This is a genomic window from Sphingomonas melonis DAPP-PG 224 (genome assembly GCF_000379045.1).
In the GTDB taxonomy this organism is placed as follows: domain Bacteria; phylum Pseudomonadota; class Alphaproteobacteria; order Sphingomonadales; family Sphingomonadaceae; genus Sphingomonas; species Sphingomonas aquatilis.
Map to the genome: position 1 here is coordinate 3,025,972 of NZ_KB900605.1, position 16,231 is coordinate 3,042,202.

Here is a 16,231-nt window from a genome sequence, read left to right on the forward strand (position 1 = left end):
CAAACTCGGTGGCGAGATCGTGCCAATCGTTTATTGGCCTGGGGTGCCTTGATCGCAACATCACGCAATCCTCGCGTGTGATCGTGAACTTCAAGTTTGTGTGATGGGTGGTGGCGCCAGGACCGTGCGGGCGGCCTGTCAGCCCAAGAGATAATGGGTCATAGATGGACGACAATTTCTATCGCAGCGCACTCGACTACCACCGCCATCCCAAGCCCGGCAAGCTGGCGATCGAGCCCACCAAGCGGATGGTCAACCAGCGCGATCTGGCGCTGGCCTATTCGCCAGGCGTCGCCGCGCCTTGCGAGGAAATCGCTGCCGACCCTGGCAAGGCGCTCGACTATACCGCGCGCGGCAATCTGGTTGCGGTGATTTCCAACGGGACGGCCGTGCTGGGGCTTGGCCCGATCGGCGCTCTTGCATCCAAGCCGGTGATGGAAGGCAAGGCAGTCCTCTTCAAGAAGTTCGCGGATATCGATGTGTTCGACATCGAAGTCGATACCACAGATCCCGATGCCTTCGTCGATGCCGTCGCGCTGTTGGAGCCGACCTTCGGCGCTATCAACCTGGAGGATATCAGGGCCCCTGAATGCTTCTCGATCGAAGCCCGCCTCAAGGAACGGATGAACATCCCCGTCTTTCACGATGACCAGCATGGCACCGCCATCGTGGTCGCGGCGGCAGTGCAAAACGCGCTGGTGCTCCAGGGCAAGCCGCTGAGCGACGCGAAGCTGGTAACCTCGGGTGCCGGCGCCGCGGCGCTGGCCTGCGTCGACCTGCTGGTTGCGATGGGCCTGCCTCAGGAGAATGTCATTCTGACCGACAGGGATGGCGTGATCCAATCGGGCCGCGAGGGCATGCTGCCCAATATGGCGCGCTATGCGCGCGCGACCGATGCCAGGACCCTGCCCGAGGCGCTGCCCGGCGCGAACATCTTTCTCGGCCTATCTGCGCCGCATGTCCTGAAACCCGAATGGCTTTCGCTACTGGCGGACCGGCCCCTGATATTCGCGCTGGCCAATCCCGAACCGGAGATCCTGCCCGAGACGGCGCGTGCGGTACGTCCTGACGCGATCATCGCAACGGGCCGATCGGACTATCCGAACCAGGTCAACAACGTCCTGGGCTTCCCCTACATCTTTCGCGGCGCGCTGGACGTGGGGGCAACGACCATCAATGAACAGATGAAGATGGCTGCCGCCGAGGCCATTGCGTCGCTGGCGCGCCTGCCCGCGCATGAAAGCGTTGCCCGGGCTTATAGCGGACGCAGGCTCGCGTTCGGCCCTGACTACATCATTCCCACCCCGTTCGATCCCCGGCTCATTTCAGAGATCGCCCCGGCGGTCGCCAAGGCCGCGATGGACAGCGGGGTGGCCCGGCGCACCGTCGATCTTGAGAAGTATCGCCGCGCATTGGCCCAACAAAATCTGCGCTCGGCGCAATTGCTGTTGCCGGTGTTCGAGGCGGTGCGCGGGAGTCGCCGGCGCGTGGTTTATGGCGAGGGCGAGGACGAACGCATCTTGCGCGCAATTCAAGACGCTTTGGATGATGGCATCGTGCATCCAACAATCATCGGGCGGCGGCGCATCCTGTCGCAGAAGCTGCCTGAGCTGGGCCTGCGCTTCGAACTGGATCGCGACGTCACGGTGATCGATCCCGAAACCGATCACGAAATCATGGAATCGCTCGCCGAAGCCTACCGCGTAATCGCCGCGCGCCGCGGTGTTGCATCATCGGAAATACTGCGCCACATCTACCGGCGACCGACCGTGACCGCAGCCATGTTGCTGCAAACCGGGCGCGTGGATGCCGCTCTCGTAGGCGGCAATGCCGAGTTTTGGGGCCAGGTCGAGCATGTGCTGCGCATCATCGATCTCGTCCCGGGCCTGCAGCGGGCCTATGCCTTGTCCGGCCTTATTCTCGATGCCGGAGCCCTGTTCATCACTGACACCCATATGGTGCCCGATCCGACGCCCGAGCAGGTCGCCGAAATGACGCTACTCGCGGCGCAGCGCGTTCGTCGGTTCGGACTTGACCCACGGATCGCCCTGCTCTCGCATTCCAACTTCGGGGCCTCGCACAGTCCGAGCGCGCGCAAAATGCGGGCAGCCCTGGCGCTCGTCCGGAAGCAAGTGCCGGAACTCATCGTCGATGGTGAAATGCACGCTGATGCCGCGCTCTCAGACCGTCTGCGGGAGAGGCTGGTTACCGACAGCCCGCTGAAGGGACCGGCGAACTTGCTGGTAATGCCCAATCTCGATGCCGCCAACATTACGCTAACGGCGCTCTCCGCTTCATCGAGTTCGCCTATCGTTGGTCCGATGCTTATGGGCCTCTCCAAGCCGATTCATGTTCTTACCCCCAGCGTGACGGCACGCGGCATCCTCAATCTCACGGCGATCGTCGCCGCCGATGAGATGCAGAACACTTAGCGGCGCTACTGCCCGGCATCGACAGGACCCGCGGAGGAGAGGCCGTGATTTACCGCTGACGACCAAAGCGAGATTGTGTTTCCACCGGTGCACCCGAGCCGACCTCAATGCCTATCCCGCCCTTGAACGGAGTTTGACGATATGCAGGCAAAAGCCATTCGATCCAGCACGATTAGCGCCAGACGCCCGGGCTGTTCTCAAAGCGATGGGTGATTGGCCCGGAAGGCCAGATCTCATGTTCTGGCCGGATGTATTTCCGGGACAGGGTCAGTTTTATGACTTCGCCGATATCGACCAGGCGGTCGCGGAGAGCGAGAGCGGCAAGACCGTCAGGCCGATCCTGCGTCTCGGGCAATAGCCCTTGGGCGGGGGTCATGCTGGTTCCGACGCGTGCCGGCAACCGGCTTTGTCAGGAGCCCCTCCTGCGGAAATGCTACCGACAGCCATTTCCCGTGCGGCATCAATCGTCTTCGCTTCTCGCCTGGAGAAGTGCCTCCAGATTGGATTCCACCCAGTCAGCGAGGTCGCGCACCTTGACGGCCGCCTGCGTGCCCAGCGGTGTAAGACTGTATTCGACATGCGGTGGAACGACATTGAAGGCGCGACGCTCCACCATTCCGTCCTTTTCGAGCAATTGAAGCGTCTGTGCCAGCATCCTCTCGCTGACCCCGCCGATCCGGCGACGCAACTGGCTGAACCGCATGGTTCCAGGGAGCAACGCGATGAGCGCCAATATGCCCCACCGGCTGGTGAGATGGTTGAGGATTTCGCGGGAAGGGCATGCCGGTGTCAGGACATCGCCGTGCATGAGCTTCTCGGGCAGGGTTCTCCGATCCGATGGTTCGGGCGTGCGAGCAGGCTTTTCCAGCGCCATCCTTAACTTACCTTTTTGTATGTACTTACCAGGAATAATGGTAGACGCTATATCAAGGCAAGTCTTTCTATCCCGACTGAAGCGCAGGAGATATTTGCCATGACGATCGCAGTAACGGGTGCCGCTGGCCAGCTGGGCCACATTGTCATCGACAAGCTCAAGCAGAAGGTGTCCGCGGCTAATCTTCTTGCGCTCGTGCGGCGACCTGAGCAGACCGACGTCCTTGGGGTTGCTGCCCAGCCGATCGACTATTCCTCGCCTGCAACTCTCGATGCGCCTCTCCGCGGGGTCAACACCCTGTTGCTGATCTCCTCCAGCGAGATCGGCAAGCGCGCCGTCCAGCACGCCAATGTGATCGCGGCCGCGAAGAAAGCGGGCGTCGAGCGCATCGTTTATACGAGCGTCCTTCATGCGGACGAGTCCAGCTTGAGCCTGGCCGACGAGCACCGGGCAACCGAAGCCGAATTGAAGGCATCTGGTCTCGCCTACACGCTTCTGCGCAACGGCTGGTACACCGAGAACTATACGGGCTCGATCGGCCCCGCCCTCGCCAATGGCGCGCTGATCGGCAGCGCAGGCGATGGCAGGATATCTTCCGCGGCCCGGGAGGATTTTGCCGAAGCCGCCGTCGCCGTGCTGACCACGCCCGGCCATGAGAACGCGACCTACGAACTGGCCGGCGACGAAGCCTGGACCCTGACCGACCTTGCCGCCGAAATTTCGCGGCAGACCGGCAAGGACATCCCCTATCGCGACTTGCCCGCGGCCGACTATGCCGCAGCGCTCGAAGGTGCCGGCCTGCCGAAGGAGTTGGCCGCGGCCATCGCCTCCTATGACGTCAGTGCCGCGCAGGGCGCCCTTTATGGATCGGAGCGCACCTTGTCGCAGCTCATCGGGCGTCCGACGACGACGCTGGCAACGAGCGTGGAACGCGCGCTCAAGTCCCTCTGAGCGATCTGCGATCGCATCATTCTGGAACCGACAGCAACGACGCCAGCGCACCGCTGCACTTGAACGGAGATTGACGATATGCAGGCAAAACCCTTCGATCCGGCGCGACTGGCACCCGACGTCCGGGCAGTCCTGGAGGCGATGAGCCAATCCGGGGCGCCGCCGCTCGATTCTCTGCCGATCGCTGAGATGCGCGAGGCATACAAGCAGATCGGCGCGACGTTGGGCGGCGAGGCGCTGCCCGTCGGCGAGGTTCGTGATATCCAGGCCATGGGGCCTGCGGGACCGATCCCGCTGCGGCTCTATGAGCCGCAGACCCTGATCTCCCCGGGAGCTGCAACCGTCTACATCCACGGCGGCGGCTGGTCGCTCGGCGACCTCGACAGTCACGACAAGGTCTGTCGGCGGCTCGTCCACAATAGCGGCGTGACCCTGATCGCGGTCGGCTATCGTCTGGCGCCCGAACACCCTGCCCCTGCCGGCCCCGACGATGTCGTCGCCGCTATCCGATGGCTCGTGGAACATGCCGGCGAGTTCGCTCTGGATCCCCAGCGACTTGCGGTCGCAGGCGACAGCGCCGGAGGCAGCCTTGCCGCCGTCGCGACCCAGCAACTGCGCGACGAGGTTCCGTTTCGCGCGCAGGTGCTGTTCTATCCGGCCATGGATCTTTCCTCCACCGGCTGGGCGCTTCCCTCCCGGTTCGAGAATGGCAACGTCCCGCCACTGACGCTGGACGCGATGCACGCCATGTCCGACCCGTTCGTTTCCGATATCGATCCTCGCGATCCCAAGGTCTCCCCCATCCTCGCCTCCGGTTTCGATCGCTTGCCCCCGACCCTGATCTTCAGCGGGGAATGCGACGCACTTCGCGATGACGGTCGCCTGTATCGAGACGCGCTCCAATCGGCCGGAGTGCCGGTAGACTATGTCGAGATCCCCGGCATGGTGCACGGGTTCATCGAGATGGCCGGCGTTCTGAGCACCGCAGTCGGGGCCTCCGAACGGGCGGGTGCCTTCCTCCAGCAAAAGCTTTCTTAGCTACGTCTCAAAAAGCGCCTACGATTGGCGAGGGTTAGTCAAGCCACGGCTGAAGCATCGCCTCGCTCCGGTCCCACAATCCCCGGGCAATCGATCCATTGTCTTTGAACGCTACATTCATTGGCTTCCCGTTCGCATACATCCCGCCACATTCCCAATCGCTGCCCGGAACTCCCTCGGCAAGATCGACCAAGTTCGCTGCCGCCTTTTCGGAGCTTATCGTGATGAGGTACTTCAGCGGCGTATGATAGATAAAGCGCATGAAATGCGTGGTGTCGCTCGCAAAGCTGGAGCGGACGACACCGGGATGGAACGCCACGGCGGAAATGCCGTCTGATCGATGCCGACGATCGAGTTCCCGAGTGAATAATATGTTTGCCAGCTTCGCCCGGCCATAAGCTTTCTGCGGTGCATAGTCGCGTTCGTTATTGAGGTCGCTGAGATCAAAGCCGCCGCCCCACATGTTCGCGGCTTCGCTTGCGGTCTGGATGACGCTGGATCGACTTGCGATCAGTTTGGGAATCAGCCGCTTGACGAGAAGGAATGGGGCGAGATGGTTCACTTGAAGCGTTTTTTCGAATCCATCCTCGGTCAGTTCGCGGTTCCCCATGATTCCGCCCGCATTGTTCGCAAGCACGTCGATGCGATCATAATATTGCAGTTCGTCGGCCAATTTGTGCACATCGCCCAGCCTGGCATAGTCCGCCAGATGGAAGGGTGCACGCAGTTCGCGGGCAATCGCTTCGGTCTTCGACCGTGATCGGCCCACCAGGATGACGGTGTGGCCATGCGATTTGAGCTTCCGCGCCGCTGCCGCTCCAATCCCATCGCTGGCTCCGGTTATGATGATGGTCTTCTGCATGGTGGTTCTTTCTCATGGAACGATCGGTTCCGTGATGGCCTGACCGGGTCTAGCCATGCGGGCTGCGGCATATGATCTGTACAGCCAGGCGAATTCCTGCCCGATAGCCATCCCGCGATGCCGCTTCGTGCTTTATGCCGACCGAGGCGTGAACGAGGTGCTGCGCCAGTTCGGCTGCCGAAAGCTTTTCCGCTTTCCATCGATCCGCAACCCGCGCCACCGACAAGGCCTCGGCAACCTCCGTCAGGAGCGCCGTGTCGAATGCGCCGACCGCAACCGGGCAACGTTTCCGGCTCTCCTCTATGAGTTCGTCCAGCGATGTGGAGCCGATGCCTGCGGCGTGCGCGACCTCGAATGCCTCGGTCAGCCTGTCTTCAACGCTGCAATCAGCCCGACGGAGCGCCTGCCGCACCGCATCGCCCGCATTGCGCAGATTCTCAGCGACCATCGCATCAAAAATGGACTCCTTGCTGCCAAAATGCAGGTACAGACCTTGCCGTGACAGGCCAGCCGCTTGCGCGAGATCCTTCATCGATGTTTTGGCGAAGCCGTACCGGAGAAAGACCTCAAGCGCAGCCGCGAGGATCGTGTCATGCCTGTCGGCGGGCTCGGTTTTCATGGGTTTCTCTGCAATGCGCTTTTTCGGAATGGCCAGCTGGAATTTACAGATTTGACACATTTAGTCGGATTGTCAATCAAAGCGCGCGTGACGAACTGTGGCTTGGCGAACCTGCGCCTGGAATCATTCGCGGCTCCGTCCATCGAAGGCTACCCGGGCAGCTTTGATGACGTCCTGATGGGCGCGCGCCCATTTGCCAAGCGCTGCAACAGGCTCCTGCAAGGAGCGCCCAAGCGGCGTGAGCGCGTAGTCGACGCGCGCCGGAACCGTTGGTGTCACCGTCCGCGTGAGCAGGCCATCCCGCTCCAGCCCGCGAAGCGTCAAGGTCAGCATGCGTTGCGAGATGTCCGGCACAAGACGCGCGATTTCCGAAAAGCGACGAGACCCGCCAGCCAGGCTCATGATGACCAGCACGGTCCATTTGTCTCCGATCCGCTGCAACACGTCCCGCGTGATTTCGCAGCCTTCGGCGACTTGCTGGAGCTGATCGCGGGCATCACTTTTCGTAACTATCATGCATGTGCCTCCTTGCAGCCGTTCGGGGAACTTACCAATATAGAGTCACTTCTCTTTTGTAACCTTGGAGCGGCCTCATGACGCTGAATGTGGAATTATCATCGGAAGCACGCGGCCTGGCCGCAATGGTGAAGCGGTGGCGAGTTGGGTTCATGAACTCGCCTCGCTGCGCAATGACGCTGTCTACCATCTCGTCGATATCGCGAACTTCAACCTGCCGGTGCTCGACGAGCCATTCCCGCCGTCGCTTCACCAGCCCTTCACCAAGGAACATTCCAAAGCCTGGTCGGCCGCGATCGCTCCGCTCGATGCCTTCATCTTCGTAACGCCGGAATATAACCATTCCACCTCAGGTGCGCTGAAGAATGCGATCGATTTCCTGTTTTACGAGTGGCACGACAAGGTTGCCGGTTTCGTGAGCTATGGCAGCACCGGCGGTGTTCGCGCCGTCGAGCATCTGCGGGGTATCGTCGGAGAATTGCACATCGCGGATGTGCGGTCGCAGGTCGCGCTGTCGTTGTTCGACGACTTTGAAAATTTCTCCACGTTCAAACCGCGCGACGTGCAGGCAACCGCACTTAATACGCTGTTCGATGAACTGGTCGGTTGGGGCGGCGCGCTCAAGAGTTACCGCGAAGGCAAGCAGGCGAAAGCCGGCTGACCCGGTCGCGGGTTGTACTATCAGAGCACGGAGCAAGCATGACCGAACGGACGATCGTCAGCAAGGGCGTCGCGCGGCGCGAGGACAATCACGACCTGATCACCCGCATCCCTCCGGTGACCATGGCCGGCCCCACGCCTTTCCTGCTGATCGTCCATCACGGTCCGCAAGTCTATCCGCCGGATAATCATGGCCTGCCCTTTGCGCCGCATCCGCATCGCGGCTTCGAGACGATAACCTTCGTTCGAACCGGCGCACTGTTGCACGAGGACAGCCGATCATCGCCCAAGATCGTCCATGCCGGCGGCGTGCAATGGATGACGGCCGGCTCGGGCATCGTCCACAACGAGTCGGCTCCGCCGGCTTTGAGGAAGAGCGGCGGCCCCTTCGAAGTCCTGCAACTCTGGCTCAATCTTCCCTCGACGCTCAAGGGCGCCGCGCCGCATTATGTCGGGCTGGAGGCTGAAGACATCCCGTCGATCGCGATCGACGGCGCCACCATTAACCTCGTGGCTGGCCGCTTCGAGGACATCATGGCCCCGATCCGTTCGCTGACGGACGCGACAATGATGGTCGTGGACCTGGCGCCGGGCGGAACAGCCGTGTTGCCCGCGCCGGAGGGACGCAGCCTCTTCCTCTACGTCGTAGAAGGGGAAGTCAACATAGGCGGCGAGACGGTCGAGCAGTACAGCCGTGTGATGTTTGACGACATGGGCGACCGGATCACCGTGACGTCGGCTGATGGCGGAACGATCATCTACGGCCATGCCCCTCCGATCAACGAGCCCGTCGCTGCGCGTGGCCCGTTCGTCATGACCTCGCCCGCTGAGCTGATGCAGGCCGCGCGCGACTATCAGGCAGGGCTGTTCGCGTGATCTGAACGGGGGCACCGGAAATCCAATCCCGGCGTTGCGCACAATCCTGATTTCCGGTCTGTATCGCCTCCCCAAAAGTGCGGCTCTTGGGGAGGGCCAATGCTGCTCAGAAAAGCACGAGACCTGTTACGGCCTGGCCCTTGTCGTAAAGCACGGTCCGCTCCAGCGTTTCAAGATCGATGCGGTAGACGCGGCCCGACAGGTCCGAAACATAGGCGACATTTTCGGGAGGGCTAAGCGCCAGGCCGATCGTTTCCTCAAACCCGCGCACCAAAATTTCATGCGCCTCGAGGCCAGCGGCGGTGATACGAGCCCGGTTCAATGAGTTGCCATCGGGCTCAGCGCCGCGGTCGGTCCAGTAGAGCAGGCCCCGCTCCTCGTCGATTTCAAGGTCGATGGGTTCAGGAAGCGCGTCAGCAAGCAGTTCGATGTCGGATCGGTTCCAGGGCTGCTCGCCTTCGGGAAGGTCGATGCCCGCGCGGAAGATGCGGCCGAGACCGGCTTTCTTGGGGCCCTTCTGGGTCCAGTAGAGCTTGCCGTGCGCGGGATCGAGCGCGATACCGACGCACTGGTCGAGCTTGTCGCGGGGATAGGCGCCTCCACTGCCCCGCTCCACCAGCGTTTCCAGCCCGCTGCCATCGACCCTGCTGCGCATGACCCGGCCGCCTTCGCGGTCGCACCAGTAGAGCATGCCGGCGTCATGATCCAATTGCAGTTGCTTGGGCGTATAGATCACGCCGCCGCCCACCAACTGGGTGTTTTCGGTGCCATCCAGTCGGCAGCGCCGGATCGTGCCGTCCGGCTCGAAGAAGTCCTCGCCCTCGCGATGAGGGCCCATGTCGGTCCAGTAGAAATAACCTTTTGCCGCATCGACCTGGATGCCGTCAGGGTGGCCGACATTCTCCACGGTGAGGAGGACTTTTCCAGAACCGCGCTCGATCACCACCAACTGCCGCTTGTAGACGTCGAGCAGGGCCAGCCGGCCCTGCGCAGCCGCTTCTTCGTTCATCTCACATCTCCGATTGAAACCGACCCCGCCTCATCTGGCGGGCGGTAAGGATCTCAGCGCGCGAGCCATTCGGGCTTGCCCGAGCCGCGAGGCACCAGCGGCGTTGCGTAGAAGCCGGGCGTACGCGACATCCGCACCTGGTCGGTGACGCCCTGATAATGGCCGCACGGCGTGTCCGCTTCGAACAGTTCTGGCGACAGATATTCGTGGTCGCCGGCCGTGCCCGCGATCGCTGAGGCATAGGCCTTGTCGAAGATGCCCATGTGAAGGAGCCAGATCGACAGCCGCGCGAGCGAGATCCGGATACGATAGCTGCCGCCCTCGGTTGCGCGGCGCTGAAGCGCGGCCGCGACCGCAACGCTGGCGATCCACGACATGGCGTAGTCGTTGACGACGAAGATCTCGGTCAGCTGCGGCCGCTCGGCCGTGCCCTCGCGGGCGAACACGCCGCTCACCCCGCCGGCATTCTGGTCGAACCCGATACGATCGGCCCATGGACCGCGCCAGCCATAAAGCGACATATCGACATGAATGAGGCCGGGCTTGATCTCGGCGAGCTGCTCGGCCGTCAGATTGTAGCGGCCAAGGAAGCCCGGGCGCCGGTTGGAGAAGAAGATGTCGGCAGCGCCCAATAGCGCCTTGAAGCGCGTCATCTCGTCGGCGCGCTTGAGATCCATGGTCGCGGACCGCATTCCGACGTTCGCCGTATAATAGGTCAGGTCCATCTCGAAGTCGCCCGGTCCCCACAGGTTAAGGACGTCCGCGCCGTGATAGGCGAGAGCCCGGCCCAGGCCGGCGCCGGCGATCACCCGGCCGAGACCGAGCGCGCGGATTCCGTCGAGCGGCGTGCGCGGATCGGCGGTGAACGGAATTGGATCGCTGTCGCCGATCTTCGTGATCTCGACGAGCGGCATGTCCTTCAGATAGCCGAACTGTTCGGTCTGCGTGAATTCCTCGGCGGTGCGCACCAGCGTCGCCTGCAGACCGGCCTGGTTGAAACGCTCCTCGAGCGCGAGCCCGTCATGTTTGCGGACAGCGGCCGCGATGGCGCTGACGCTGTCGCTGCACCCGAGCAAGGCGAGCGCAGCCGACTTCGTTCGGGGATAGATGTTGAGCAGCTGCAGCCAGCGGCCGTCGCGTGTCTGGTACATGTGGCTTGGCATGAACGGATTGGCCGGGTCGGACGGTGTGCCCGGCGCATATCCGTTCAACATCTCCCATTTCTTGTCGTAGAAGGGGCACAGCCGGTGGAGTACCTGGCGCAGGTCAACCGACAGGTCCTGCCCCTCGCCGGTCCGCGTCTTCCAGATCCCGGCAAAGGCGACGGCCTTGGCCATAAGAGACACGCCCGCCATCGTGGCAAGCGGCCACGGGCTGGATATGATCGGATCCTTGCCGGCGAAGGTGATCGATCCTCCGGCATCGGCAGGGTCGAGACCGACCCCGCTCAGCACCTCCGCCAACTCCCTGGCGGGATCAATGCGATCGTCTGATATAAGCGGCGCCGAGAGCGCCGCGGCAATGCGGTCTTGGATTTGACTGTTCATAACGGTATCCAATCTCTTGAGGAAGAAGCTCAGGGCAGCTCCAGCGCCTGGGCTTTGAGCGCGAGCAGATGGATCAGCGTGTCGTCGCGCTCCTCCTGGACCGCCTCAAGCGAGCGTCCGCCCAGTTCGTCCTCGACACCCTGCATGGCCTCGAACTTGACCTTCGGCGTGAAGGAGAGGTCGCCGAGATCGCGCCACCAGGACTCGATCGGCGGTCCGAGATGGTCGATCACATGGCCAATGCCGCCGCTGCCGCCGGACAAATGGAGGTTGAGGAACGGTCCGAGCAGCGCCCAGCGCAGACCCGGCCCATGCGCGATGGCGGTGTCGATGTCGGACACCGAAGCGATCCCCTGATCGACCAGGTAGAAGGCCTCGCGCCACAAAGCCGCCTGCAGCCGGTTGGCGACATGGCCCTTGACCTCACGGCGGATATGGATCGGCTTCTTGCCGATTTCCCGATAGAAATTGATCGCCCGTTCGATTGTCTGATCGGTGGTATCCTTACCCCCGACAACCTCGACCAGCGGGATCAGGTGCGGCGGGTTGAAGGGGTGACCGAGCACGACCCGCTCGGGATTGCGCGCACCGCCCTGGATATCGGAAATGAGAATTCCCGAAGAGGACGTGGCGATGATCACGTCATCGGCCACGGCAGCGGAGATCTCGGCGAGAAGCACGCGTTTGACGTCAACGCGCTCGGGTCCGTTCTCCTGCACGAAGCCGGCGCCGGCGAGTGCCTTGGCGGGGTCGGCATCGAACGTCAGCCGGTCTTGGGACGCATCGGGCGCGAGCCCGATCTTGACGAGTGCTGGCCAATATTGTGCAACCAGATCACGCAACTTCTGCTCTGCGCCGGGGGCAGGGTCGGTCGCGCCGACGTCAAATCCGCGCGCGAGATAATAAGCGGCCCAACTTGCGCCAATAACGCCGCAGCCGACGATACCGATCTTTTGAGGTGTTTTCACGACAATTCTCCGTTTTCTATTGCGGACGGTCTTCGCGAGAGGCGGGTAATCCGAAGATATTCGAAGGGGGCGCTTGCCCGATCAGCGCATCCGCCAATCTCTGGCCCTTCATCTAGGCCGTTGTTGCTAGACGTACCAAGACTTGCTAACGCTATCAGCTATGCTCAGGAGGCATGGTTGGAACTACGCCACATCCGATACTTCGTTGCCGTCGCGGAATCCGGAAGTGTCAGCACGGCGGCGCGATCCCGGCTGCATACGTCGCAGCCGTCGCTCAGCCGGCAATTGCTCGAGCTCGAAGATGAGTTGGGCGTAAAGCTCTTCGAACGACGGTCCCGTGGTGTGGTGCTCACCGACCCAGGTCTGGTATTCCTGGAACGAAGCCGGCGCGTGTTGAAAGAGGTTGATGAAGCGGCTGCTGCTGCCAGAAACACTCCGGCTGTGTTGAGGCTCGGCGTCCTGCCTGGTCTTGAACTTTCAACACTGCCCAGGGTGGTCGAACTTGCCCGGCAGCAGTCACCGGACGCCGAAATCCGCGTGATGAGCGCCTCATCGCCCCGGCTGATCGAGGAACTTCGTGCCGGGAACATCGATATGGCATTCATGCGTCAGGACGAAGACGCGGTGGACATCCATTTCGAGATTGCCGGTTATCACGGCATCACCGCGTTTCTGCGGGATGACCATGCTCTCGCCGCGAAGCCAGAGCTCATCTTCGAGGATTTGATCGATCAGACCTATGTGTCGGTCGGGCGGCGGTCTGCCCCCGCTCTGCGTGTCGCCATCGACGCCTGGGCTCAGCGCAAGGACCTGCCGCTGCGCCCCGTCCACACGGCCGCCAACATCGCCTCGGCGCTGTCGCTCATCCTCACGGTCGGAGGCTTTTCGCTTTTGCCGAAATATGCCGACCAGCTCCTGCTCCCGCGCGTCATCACGCGTCCTCTCGTCGACGGACCTTCCCCAATCCCGCTCATGATCGGCTACCGACCCAAGAACGCATCCCGCTCCAGGCATTTGATGGAAGCTGTGCGAAAGGGATGGCGGGCCTAGTCGTACAGCCCATGCCCGGTGGTCGGCTCACCGGCCACGATCATGCCGGGGGCCTGCCCCGCATCATCGGCCTGGGCAGTCCGTATGTCAGTAAGCGAAGAGCTTCGCTCAGCGTAATCGTGCCGTTACAATCGCGAACGTGATGACAGCAGATTGCTACGCTGCCCGTTTGCCGCTCGCGGATTTCTTGCCGATCAGCTCGAGCACCATTTCCGCCAATTCGTCTATCTTAATGGCGCCATCGGGATCGTACCAGGTATGGGTCCAGTTGATCATCCCGAAGAGCAGCATGGTCTGGACGCGCGCGCGTTTCGGATCGCCGGCCAGACCGGGGGTAAGAGCGGTGAGCAATTTTTGGGTGACTTCCACGACTTGCCGCTGCTTGCCCACGATGGTCTCACGCATGTTCTCAGGTAAATGCGCCAGCTCGTTCAACAAAACCTTCTGTCGACTTGCCGCACCCATATAGTGGCTCAGGAAGGCGTGGATCAGCCTGTTGAACTGATCAGCGGCACGCCCCCCTTCCCGTGCCACCTGATGGGTATCTTCGACAAGCTGGTCGATATGAGATGACATAACCTCGAAAAGGATGTCTTCCTTCGAGGGGAAGTAATGATAAATAAGAGACTTGGACGTCTGGCAAGCAGCGGCAAGATCGGCCACGGATGCACCCATGAACCCACGCCGGGCAAAAAGCTCCGCTGCCTTGTCAATGATCGCTATGCGGCGCTCTTCATAATCGGGAGCCTGGGTCCGCGCCATCCGTCTGTCCAATCCACTTTCAGAATCTAAAGGCTGGTCACATTATGCGGACCCGCCCGAGTTTCTCAAGCAATGGGTGACCGATCGGTCGGCGTCAAGGACGCATAGGATTGTTACGACTTCCGTCCACGGCAATGGTAGACAGCGCTTCAAGTCGCTATCCGCTTCGGCGGCCTTCGGATCGCTGAACTACAGCGCCAGCTCTCATCGACAGGAGACAGCCGGCCAGATGGGATCGCGTCGCTCCCGAAAGGCTGCGATTCCCTCGGTTTTCTCCGGACCGGCAAGCAATGCAAGGAAGCGCTGGCGCTCGGCGCAGAGATGCTCGCTCAACGGACGATCCTCGACGTCTCTTATGCTGGCCTTCGCAGCCTTGAGCGCGCAAGGCGCGCGTGAGGCAACTTTGCCGGCGAGGAGCAAGGAATCGGGCAAGGCCTCGCCGTCACGCGCCAGCCGCGCGATCAACCCGAGATCATAAGCGCGTCTGGCGTCGATCGGCTCGCCCGTCAGCACCATATCCATGGCGACGGCACGTCCTATCAGGCGCGGCAGGAGCGCGGTGCCGCCTGCCCCAGGAATGATCCCGAGATTGGTTTCGGGCTGGCCGATCCTGGCACTTTCGGCCGCGACCACGATATCGCAGCGGAGCATCAGTTCGCAGCCCGCACCGAGACACCAGCCCTCGACGGCCGCCACCAGCGGTTTTGGGAAGCCGGCGATACAGGCCCAGGCGTTCCAGCGCGGGCCGGCGATCGGCTCCTTGCCGTCCGATCGCTCCAGTTCCCCAAGATCGGCGCCCGCCGCGAACACCTTCTCGTTCCCGGTGATGACGACGCAGCGAACCCTGTCGTCGTCGACCGCGCCCACCAGTTCTCGTACAATCGCATCGAGCAGGGGCGTTGCAAGGGCGTTGCGACTTGCCGGCCGGTTGAGGGTCAGGAGCAACACTCCATCGGAAGGCCGCGACGCGAGCAGCATGTCGGCCTCAGCTGTCATAATCGACAACCACACCCTCGCCAGCAGGGATCGACTGGCACGTAAGGATATAGCCCTGCTCGACTTCCAGTGGGCTCAAACCGTAATTCTTTTTCATCGTGACCTCGCCGGCGACAAGCTTGGCCCGGCAGGTCGCGCACACGCCCGCCTTGCAGGCATAGGGGGCCGGGAGGCCCGAGGCCCGGGCGCTTTCGAGAATATTGCCCTTCTCGGCATCGAACTCGATCGCCCGGCGTCGTCCGTCGATCCTAACTTCCATCTGCAGGCCCTGCGCTTTCCGGCGGATCTCACGATCTGACTGCCGTTCGGCCTCGCTCTCTTCGCCGGTGGAAAAGCGCTCGGTCAGAACATGTTCGGGCGCCAGCCCCGCATCCAGCATCGCCCGCTCGGCGGCGTCCATCATCGGGCCCGGGCCGCAGATAAAGGCGACATCGATCGCGGCCGGATCGACCAGCGAGTCCAACACCCTGGCGATGCGCGCCTCGTCGAGGCGACCGTTGAACAGATCGATATCGTCGAACTCGCTGGTAAGGAAATGATAGATCTGAAGCCGGCCCAGATAGCGGTCCTTGAGCGCGGCTAGTTCCTCAAGGAACATGATCGAGGAGGAACTCCGATTGCCATAGAGCAACGTGAAATGGCTATCTGGCTCCGTCATCAGGCCCGTTCTGATGAGCGAAAGAACCGGGGTGATGCCCGAGCCTGCGGCAAAGGCCAGATAATGATGGCGAGCCTCGGACTCGAATTTCCAGGTGAAATGGCCGCGCGGGGCCATCGTCTCGATAATATCTCCCGCCTGCAAGGATTCGAGCGCCCAGCCTGAGAAAAGTCCTCCCTCCACATGCTTGATCGCTACCCGCAACGGCCCGTTACCGGGAGCCGCGCAGATCGAATAGTTGCGACGCACGTCCTCGCCCCCAATATCGGCGCGAAAGGTCAGATGTTGTCCGGGAAGGAAGATGAAGGTCTCGGCAAGTGCCGGATCAGGCTCGAGCGTCACCGCGATCGCCTGGTCCGTTTCGCGGGCGACGTCCAGGATCTTGAGAGGATGGAAAGCGGTCGACATCGTTT

General features: G+C 62.1%; 17 protein-coding genes. 7 read left to right on the plus strand and 10 right to left on the minus strand.

Annotation, left to right across the window (positions count from 1 at the left end):
• Window positions 1-164: 164 nt before the first annotated feature.
• Both SPHME3_RS0114655 and SPHME3_RS21710 read left to right on the plus strand, forming a co-directional pair.
• Window positions 165-2,432, plus strand: coding sequence for an NADP-dependent malic enzyme (locus SPHME3_RS0114655; RefSeq protein WP_018250974.1), 2,268 nt, complete (start codon window positions 165-167; stop codon window positions 2,430-2,432).
• Between the two features lie 235 nt (window positions 2,433-2,667).
• Entirely contained in the window at window positions 2,668-2,790 is a 123-nt protein-coding gene (locus SPHME3_RS21710) for a hypothetical protein (RefSeq protein WP_018250975.1), read from the plus strand.
• Between the two features lie 102 nt (window positions 2,791-2,892).
• On the opposite strand, the gene SPHME3_RS0114665 is transcribed toward SPHME3_RS21710, so the two are convergent.
• On the minus strand, window positions 2,893-3,306 hold the full coding sequence (locus SPHME3_RS0114665; protein ID WP_037476628.1) for a winged helix-turn-helix transcriptional regulator: 414 nt from the start codon (window positions 3,304-3,306) through the stop codon (window positions 2,893-2,895).
• A gap of 99 nt (window positions 3,307-3,405) precedes the next feature.
• Between SPHME3_RS0114665 and SPHME3_RS0114670 the strand changes: the two genes are divergently transcribed.
• Together SPHME3_RS0114670 and SPHME3_RS0114675 are read left to right on the plus strand one after the other, a co-directional pair.
• Complete coding sequence (locus tag SPHME3_RS0114670; RefSeq protein ID WP_018250977.1) at window positions 3,406-4,257, plus strand: SDR family oxidoreductase; 852 nt, start codon at window positions 3,406-3,408, stop codon at window positions 4,255-4,257.
• 78 nt (window positions 4,258-4,335) lie between these two features.
• Window positions 4,336-5,295: an alpha/beta hydrolase gene (locus SPHME3_RS0114675; RefSeq protein WP_018250978.1), complete on the plus strand. Its 960-nt coding sequence runs from the start codon at window positions 4,336-4,338 to the stop codon at window positions 5,293-5,295.
• 34 nt (window positions 5,296-5,329) lie between these two features.
• On the opposite strand, the gene SPHME3_RS0114680 is transcribed toward SPHME3_RS0114675, so the two are convergent.
• The 3 genes from SPHME3_RS0114680 to SPHME3_RS0114690 all read right to left on the minus strand — a co-directional run bounded on the left by SPHME3_RS0114680 (window position 5,330) and on the right by SPHME3_RS0114690 (window position 7,292).
• Window positions 5,330-6,157: an SDR family NAD(P)-dependent oxidoreductase gene (locus SPHME3_RS0114680; RefSeq protein WP_018250979.1), complete on the minus strand. Its 828-nt coding sequence runs from the start codon at window positions 6,155-6,157 to the stop codon at window positions 5,330-5,332.
• Window positions 6,158-6,206: 49 nt separating this feature from the next.
• A complete protein-coding gene (locus tag SPHME3_RS0114685) occupies window positions 6,207-6,776 on the minus strand; it encodes a TetR/AcrR family transcriptional regulator (protein ID WP_018250980.1) in 570 nt (189 codons plus the stop codon).
• Window positions 6,777-6,899: 123 nt separating this feature from the next.
• Window positions 6,900-7,292: a winged helix-turn-helix transcriptional regulator gene (locus SPHME3_RS0114690; RefSeq protein ID WP_018250981.1), complete on the minus strand. Its 393-nt coding sequence runs from the start codon at window positions 7,290-7,292 to the stop codon at window positions 6,900-6,902.
• 64 nt (window positions 7,293-7,356) lie between these two features.
• On the opposite strand from SPHME3_RS0114690, the gene SPHME3_RS0114695 reads away from it, so the two are divergent.
• Window positions 7,357-7,953 carry an NADPH-dependent FMN reductase gene (locus SPHME3_RS0114695; RefSeq protein ID WP_026189116.1) on the plus strand — a complete coding sequence of 199 codons (597 nt, stop codon included), beginning with the start codon at window positions 7,357-7,359 and terminating at the stop codon, window positions 7,951-7,953.
• A gap of 38 nt (window positions 7,954-7,991) precedes the next feature.
• The gene (locus SPHME3_RS0114700; protein WP_018250983.1) at window positions 7,992-8,828 is read left to right on the plus strand and encodes a pirin family protein; all 837 of its coding nucleotides are present in this window, start codon (window positions 7,992-7,994) and stop codon (window positions 8,826-8,828) included.
• 106 nt (window positions 8,829-8,934) lie between these two features.
• Here the strand turns inward: SPHME3_RS0114700 and SPHME3_RS0114705 are convergent, their stop codons facing one another.
• Genes SPHME3_RS0114705 through SPHME3_RS0114715 form a run of 3 tightly spaced genes read right to left on the minus strand, consistent with a single transcriptional unit; the run spans window position 8,935 to window position 12,352 of the window.
• Window positions 8,935-9,837: a hypothetical protein gene (locus SPHME3_RS0114705; protein WP_018250984.1), complete on the minus strand. Its 903-nt coding sequence runs from the start codon at window positions 9,835-9,837 to the stop codon at window positions 8,935-8,937.
• 53 nt (window positions 9,838-9,890) lie between these two features.
• Window positions 9,891-11,384, minus strand: a complete 1,494-nt coding sequence (locus SPHME3_RS0114710; RefSeq protein ID WP_037476630.1) for a CoA transferase — start codon at window positions 11,382-11,384, stop codon at window positions 9,891-9,893.
• Between the two features lie 29 nt (window positions 11,385-11,413).
• Window positions 11,414-12,352: a 3-hydroxyacyl-CoA dehydrogenase NAD-binding domain-containing protein gene (locus tag SPHME3_RS0114715; RefSeq protein WP_018250986.1), complete on the minus strand. Its 939-nt coding sequence runs from the start codon at window positions 12,350-12,352 to the stop codon at window positions 11,414-11,416.
• Between the two features lie 177 nt (window positions 12,353-12,529).
• Between SPHME3_RS0114715 and SPHME3_RS21115 the strand changes: the two genes are divergently transcribed.
• On the plus strand, window positions 12,530-13,402 hold the full coding sequence (locus SPHME3_RS21115) for a LysR substrate-binding domain-containing protein (RefSeq protein ID WP_196801628.1): 873 nt from the start codon (window positions 12,530-12,532) through the stop codon (window positions 13,400-13,402).
• A gap of 156 nt (window positions 13,403-13,558) precedes the next feature.
• Here SPHME3_RS21115 and SPHME3_RS0114725 read toward each other — a convergent pair whose 3' ends face one another.
• The 3 genes from SPHME3_RS0114725 to SPHME3_RS0114735 all read right to left on the minus strand — a co-directional run bounded on the left by SPHME3_RS0114725 (window position 13,559) and on the right by SPHME3_RS0114735 (window position 16,226).
• Window positions 13,559-14,164, minus strand: coding sequence for a TetR/AcrR family transcriptional regulator (locus tag SPHME3_RS0114725; RefSeq protein WP_018250988.1), 606 nt, complete (start codon window positions 14,162-14,164; stop codon window positions 13,559-13,561).
• Window positions 14,165-14,368: 204 nt separating this feature from the next.
• Window positions 14,369-15,142, minus strand: a complete 774-nt coding sequence (locus SPHME3_RS0114730; RefSeq protein ID WP_018250989.1) for an enoyl-CoA hydratase-related protein — start codon at window positions 15,140-15,142, stop codon at window positions 14,369-14,371.
• Between the two features lie 7 nt (window positions 15,143-15,149).
• Window positions 15,150-16,226: a 2Fe-2S iron-sulfur cluster-binding protein gene (locus tag SPHME3_RS0114735; protein ID WP_018250990.1), complete on the minus strand. Its 1,077-nt coding sequence runs from the start codon at window positions 16,224-16,226 to the stop codon at window positions 15,150-15,152.
• Between the last annotated feature and the right edge of the window lie 5 nt (window positions 16,227-16,231).

Bases quoted from the DNA above. Each gene is read 5' to 3' on its own strand.
- SPHME3_RS0114685 (WP_018250980.1), bottom strand. From the start codon at position 6,776: ATGAAAACCGAGCCCGCCGACAGGCATGACACGATCCTCGCGGCTGCG.
- SPHME3_RS0114670 (WP_018250977.1), top strand. From the start codon at position 3,406: ATGACGATCGCAGTAACGGGTGCCGCTGGCCAGCTGGGCCACATTGTC.
- SPHME3_RS0114725 (WP_018250988.1), bottom strand. From the start codon at position 14,164: ATGGCGCGGACCCAGGCTCCCGATTATGAAGAGCGCCGCATAGCGATC.
- SPHME3_RS0114665 (WP_037476628.1), bottom strand. From the start codon at position 3,306: ATGGCGCTGGAAAAGCCTGCTCGCACGCCCGAACCATCGGATCGGAGA.
- SPHME3_RS0114710 (WP_037476630.1), bottom strand. From the start codon at position 11,384: ATGAACAGTCAAATCCAAGACCGCATTGCCGCGGCGCTCTCGGCGCCG.
- SPHME3_RS0114690 (WP_018250981.1), bottom strand. From the start codon at position 7,292: ATGATAGTTACGAAAAGTGATGCCCGCGATCAGCTCCAGCAAGTCGCC.
- SPHME3_RS0114675 (WP_018250978.1), top strand. From the start codon at position 4,336: ATGCAGGCAAAACCCTTCGATCCGGCGCGACTGGCACCCGACGTCCGG.
- SPHME3_RS0114655 (WP_018250974.1), top strand. From the start codon at position 165: ATGGACGACAATTTCTATCGCAGCGCACTCGACTACCACCGCCATCCC.
- SPHME3_RS0114680 (WP_018250979.1), bottom strand. From the start codon at position 6,157: ATGCAGAAGACCATCATCATAACCGGAGCCAGCGATGGGATTGGAGCG.
- SPHME3_RS0114705 (WP_018250984.1), bottom strand. From the start codon at position 9,837: ATGAACGAAGAAGCGGCTGCGCAGGGCCGGCTGGCCCTGCTCGACGTC.
- SPHME3_RS0114730 (WP_018250989.1), bottom strand. From the start codon at position 15,142: ATGCTGCTCGCGTCGCGGCCTTCCGATGGAGTGTTGCTCCTGACCCTC.
- SPHME3_RS0114700 (WP_018250983.1), top strand. From the start codon at position 7,992: ATGACCGAACGGACGATCGTCAGCAAGGGCGTCGCGCGGCGCGAGGAC.
- SPHME3_RS0114735 (WP_018250990.1), bottom strand. From the start codon at position 16,226: ATGTCGACCGCTTTCCATCCTCTCAAGATCCTGGACGTCGCCCGCGAA.
- SPHME3_RS21710 (WP_018250975.1), top strand. From the start codon at position 2,668: ATGTTCTGGCCGGATGTATTTCCGGGACAGGGTCAGTTTTATGACTTC.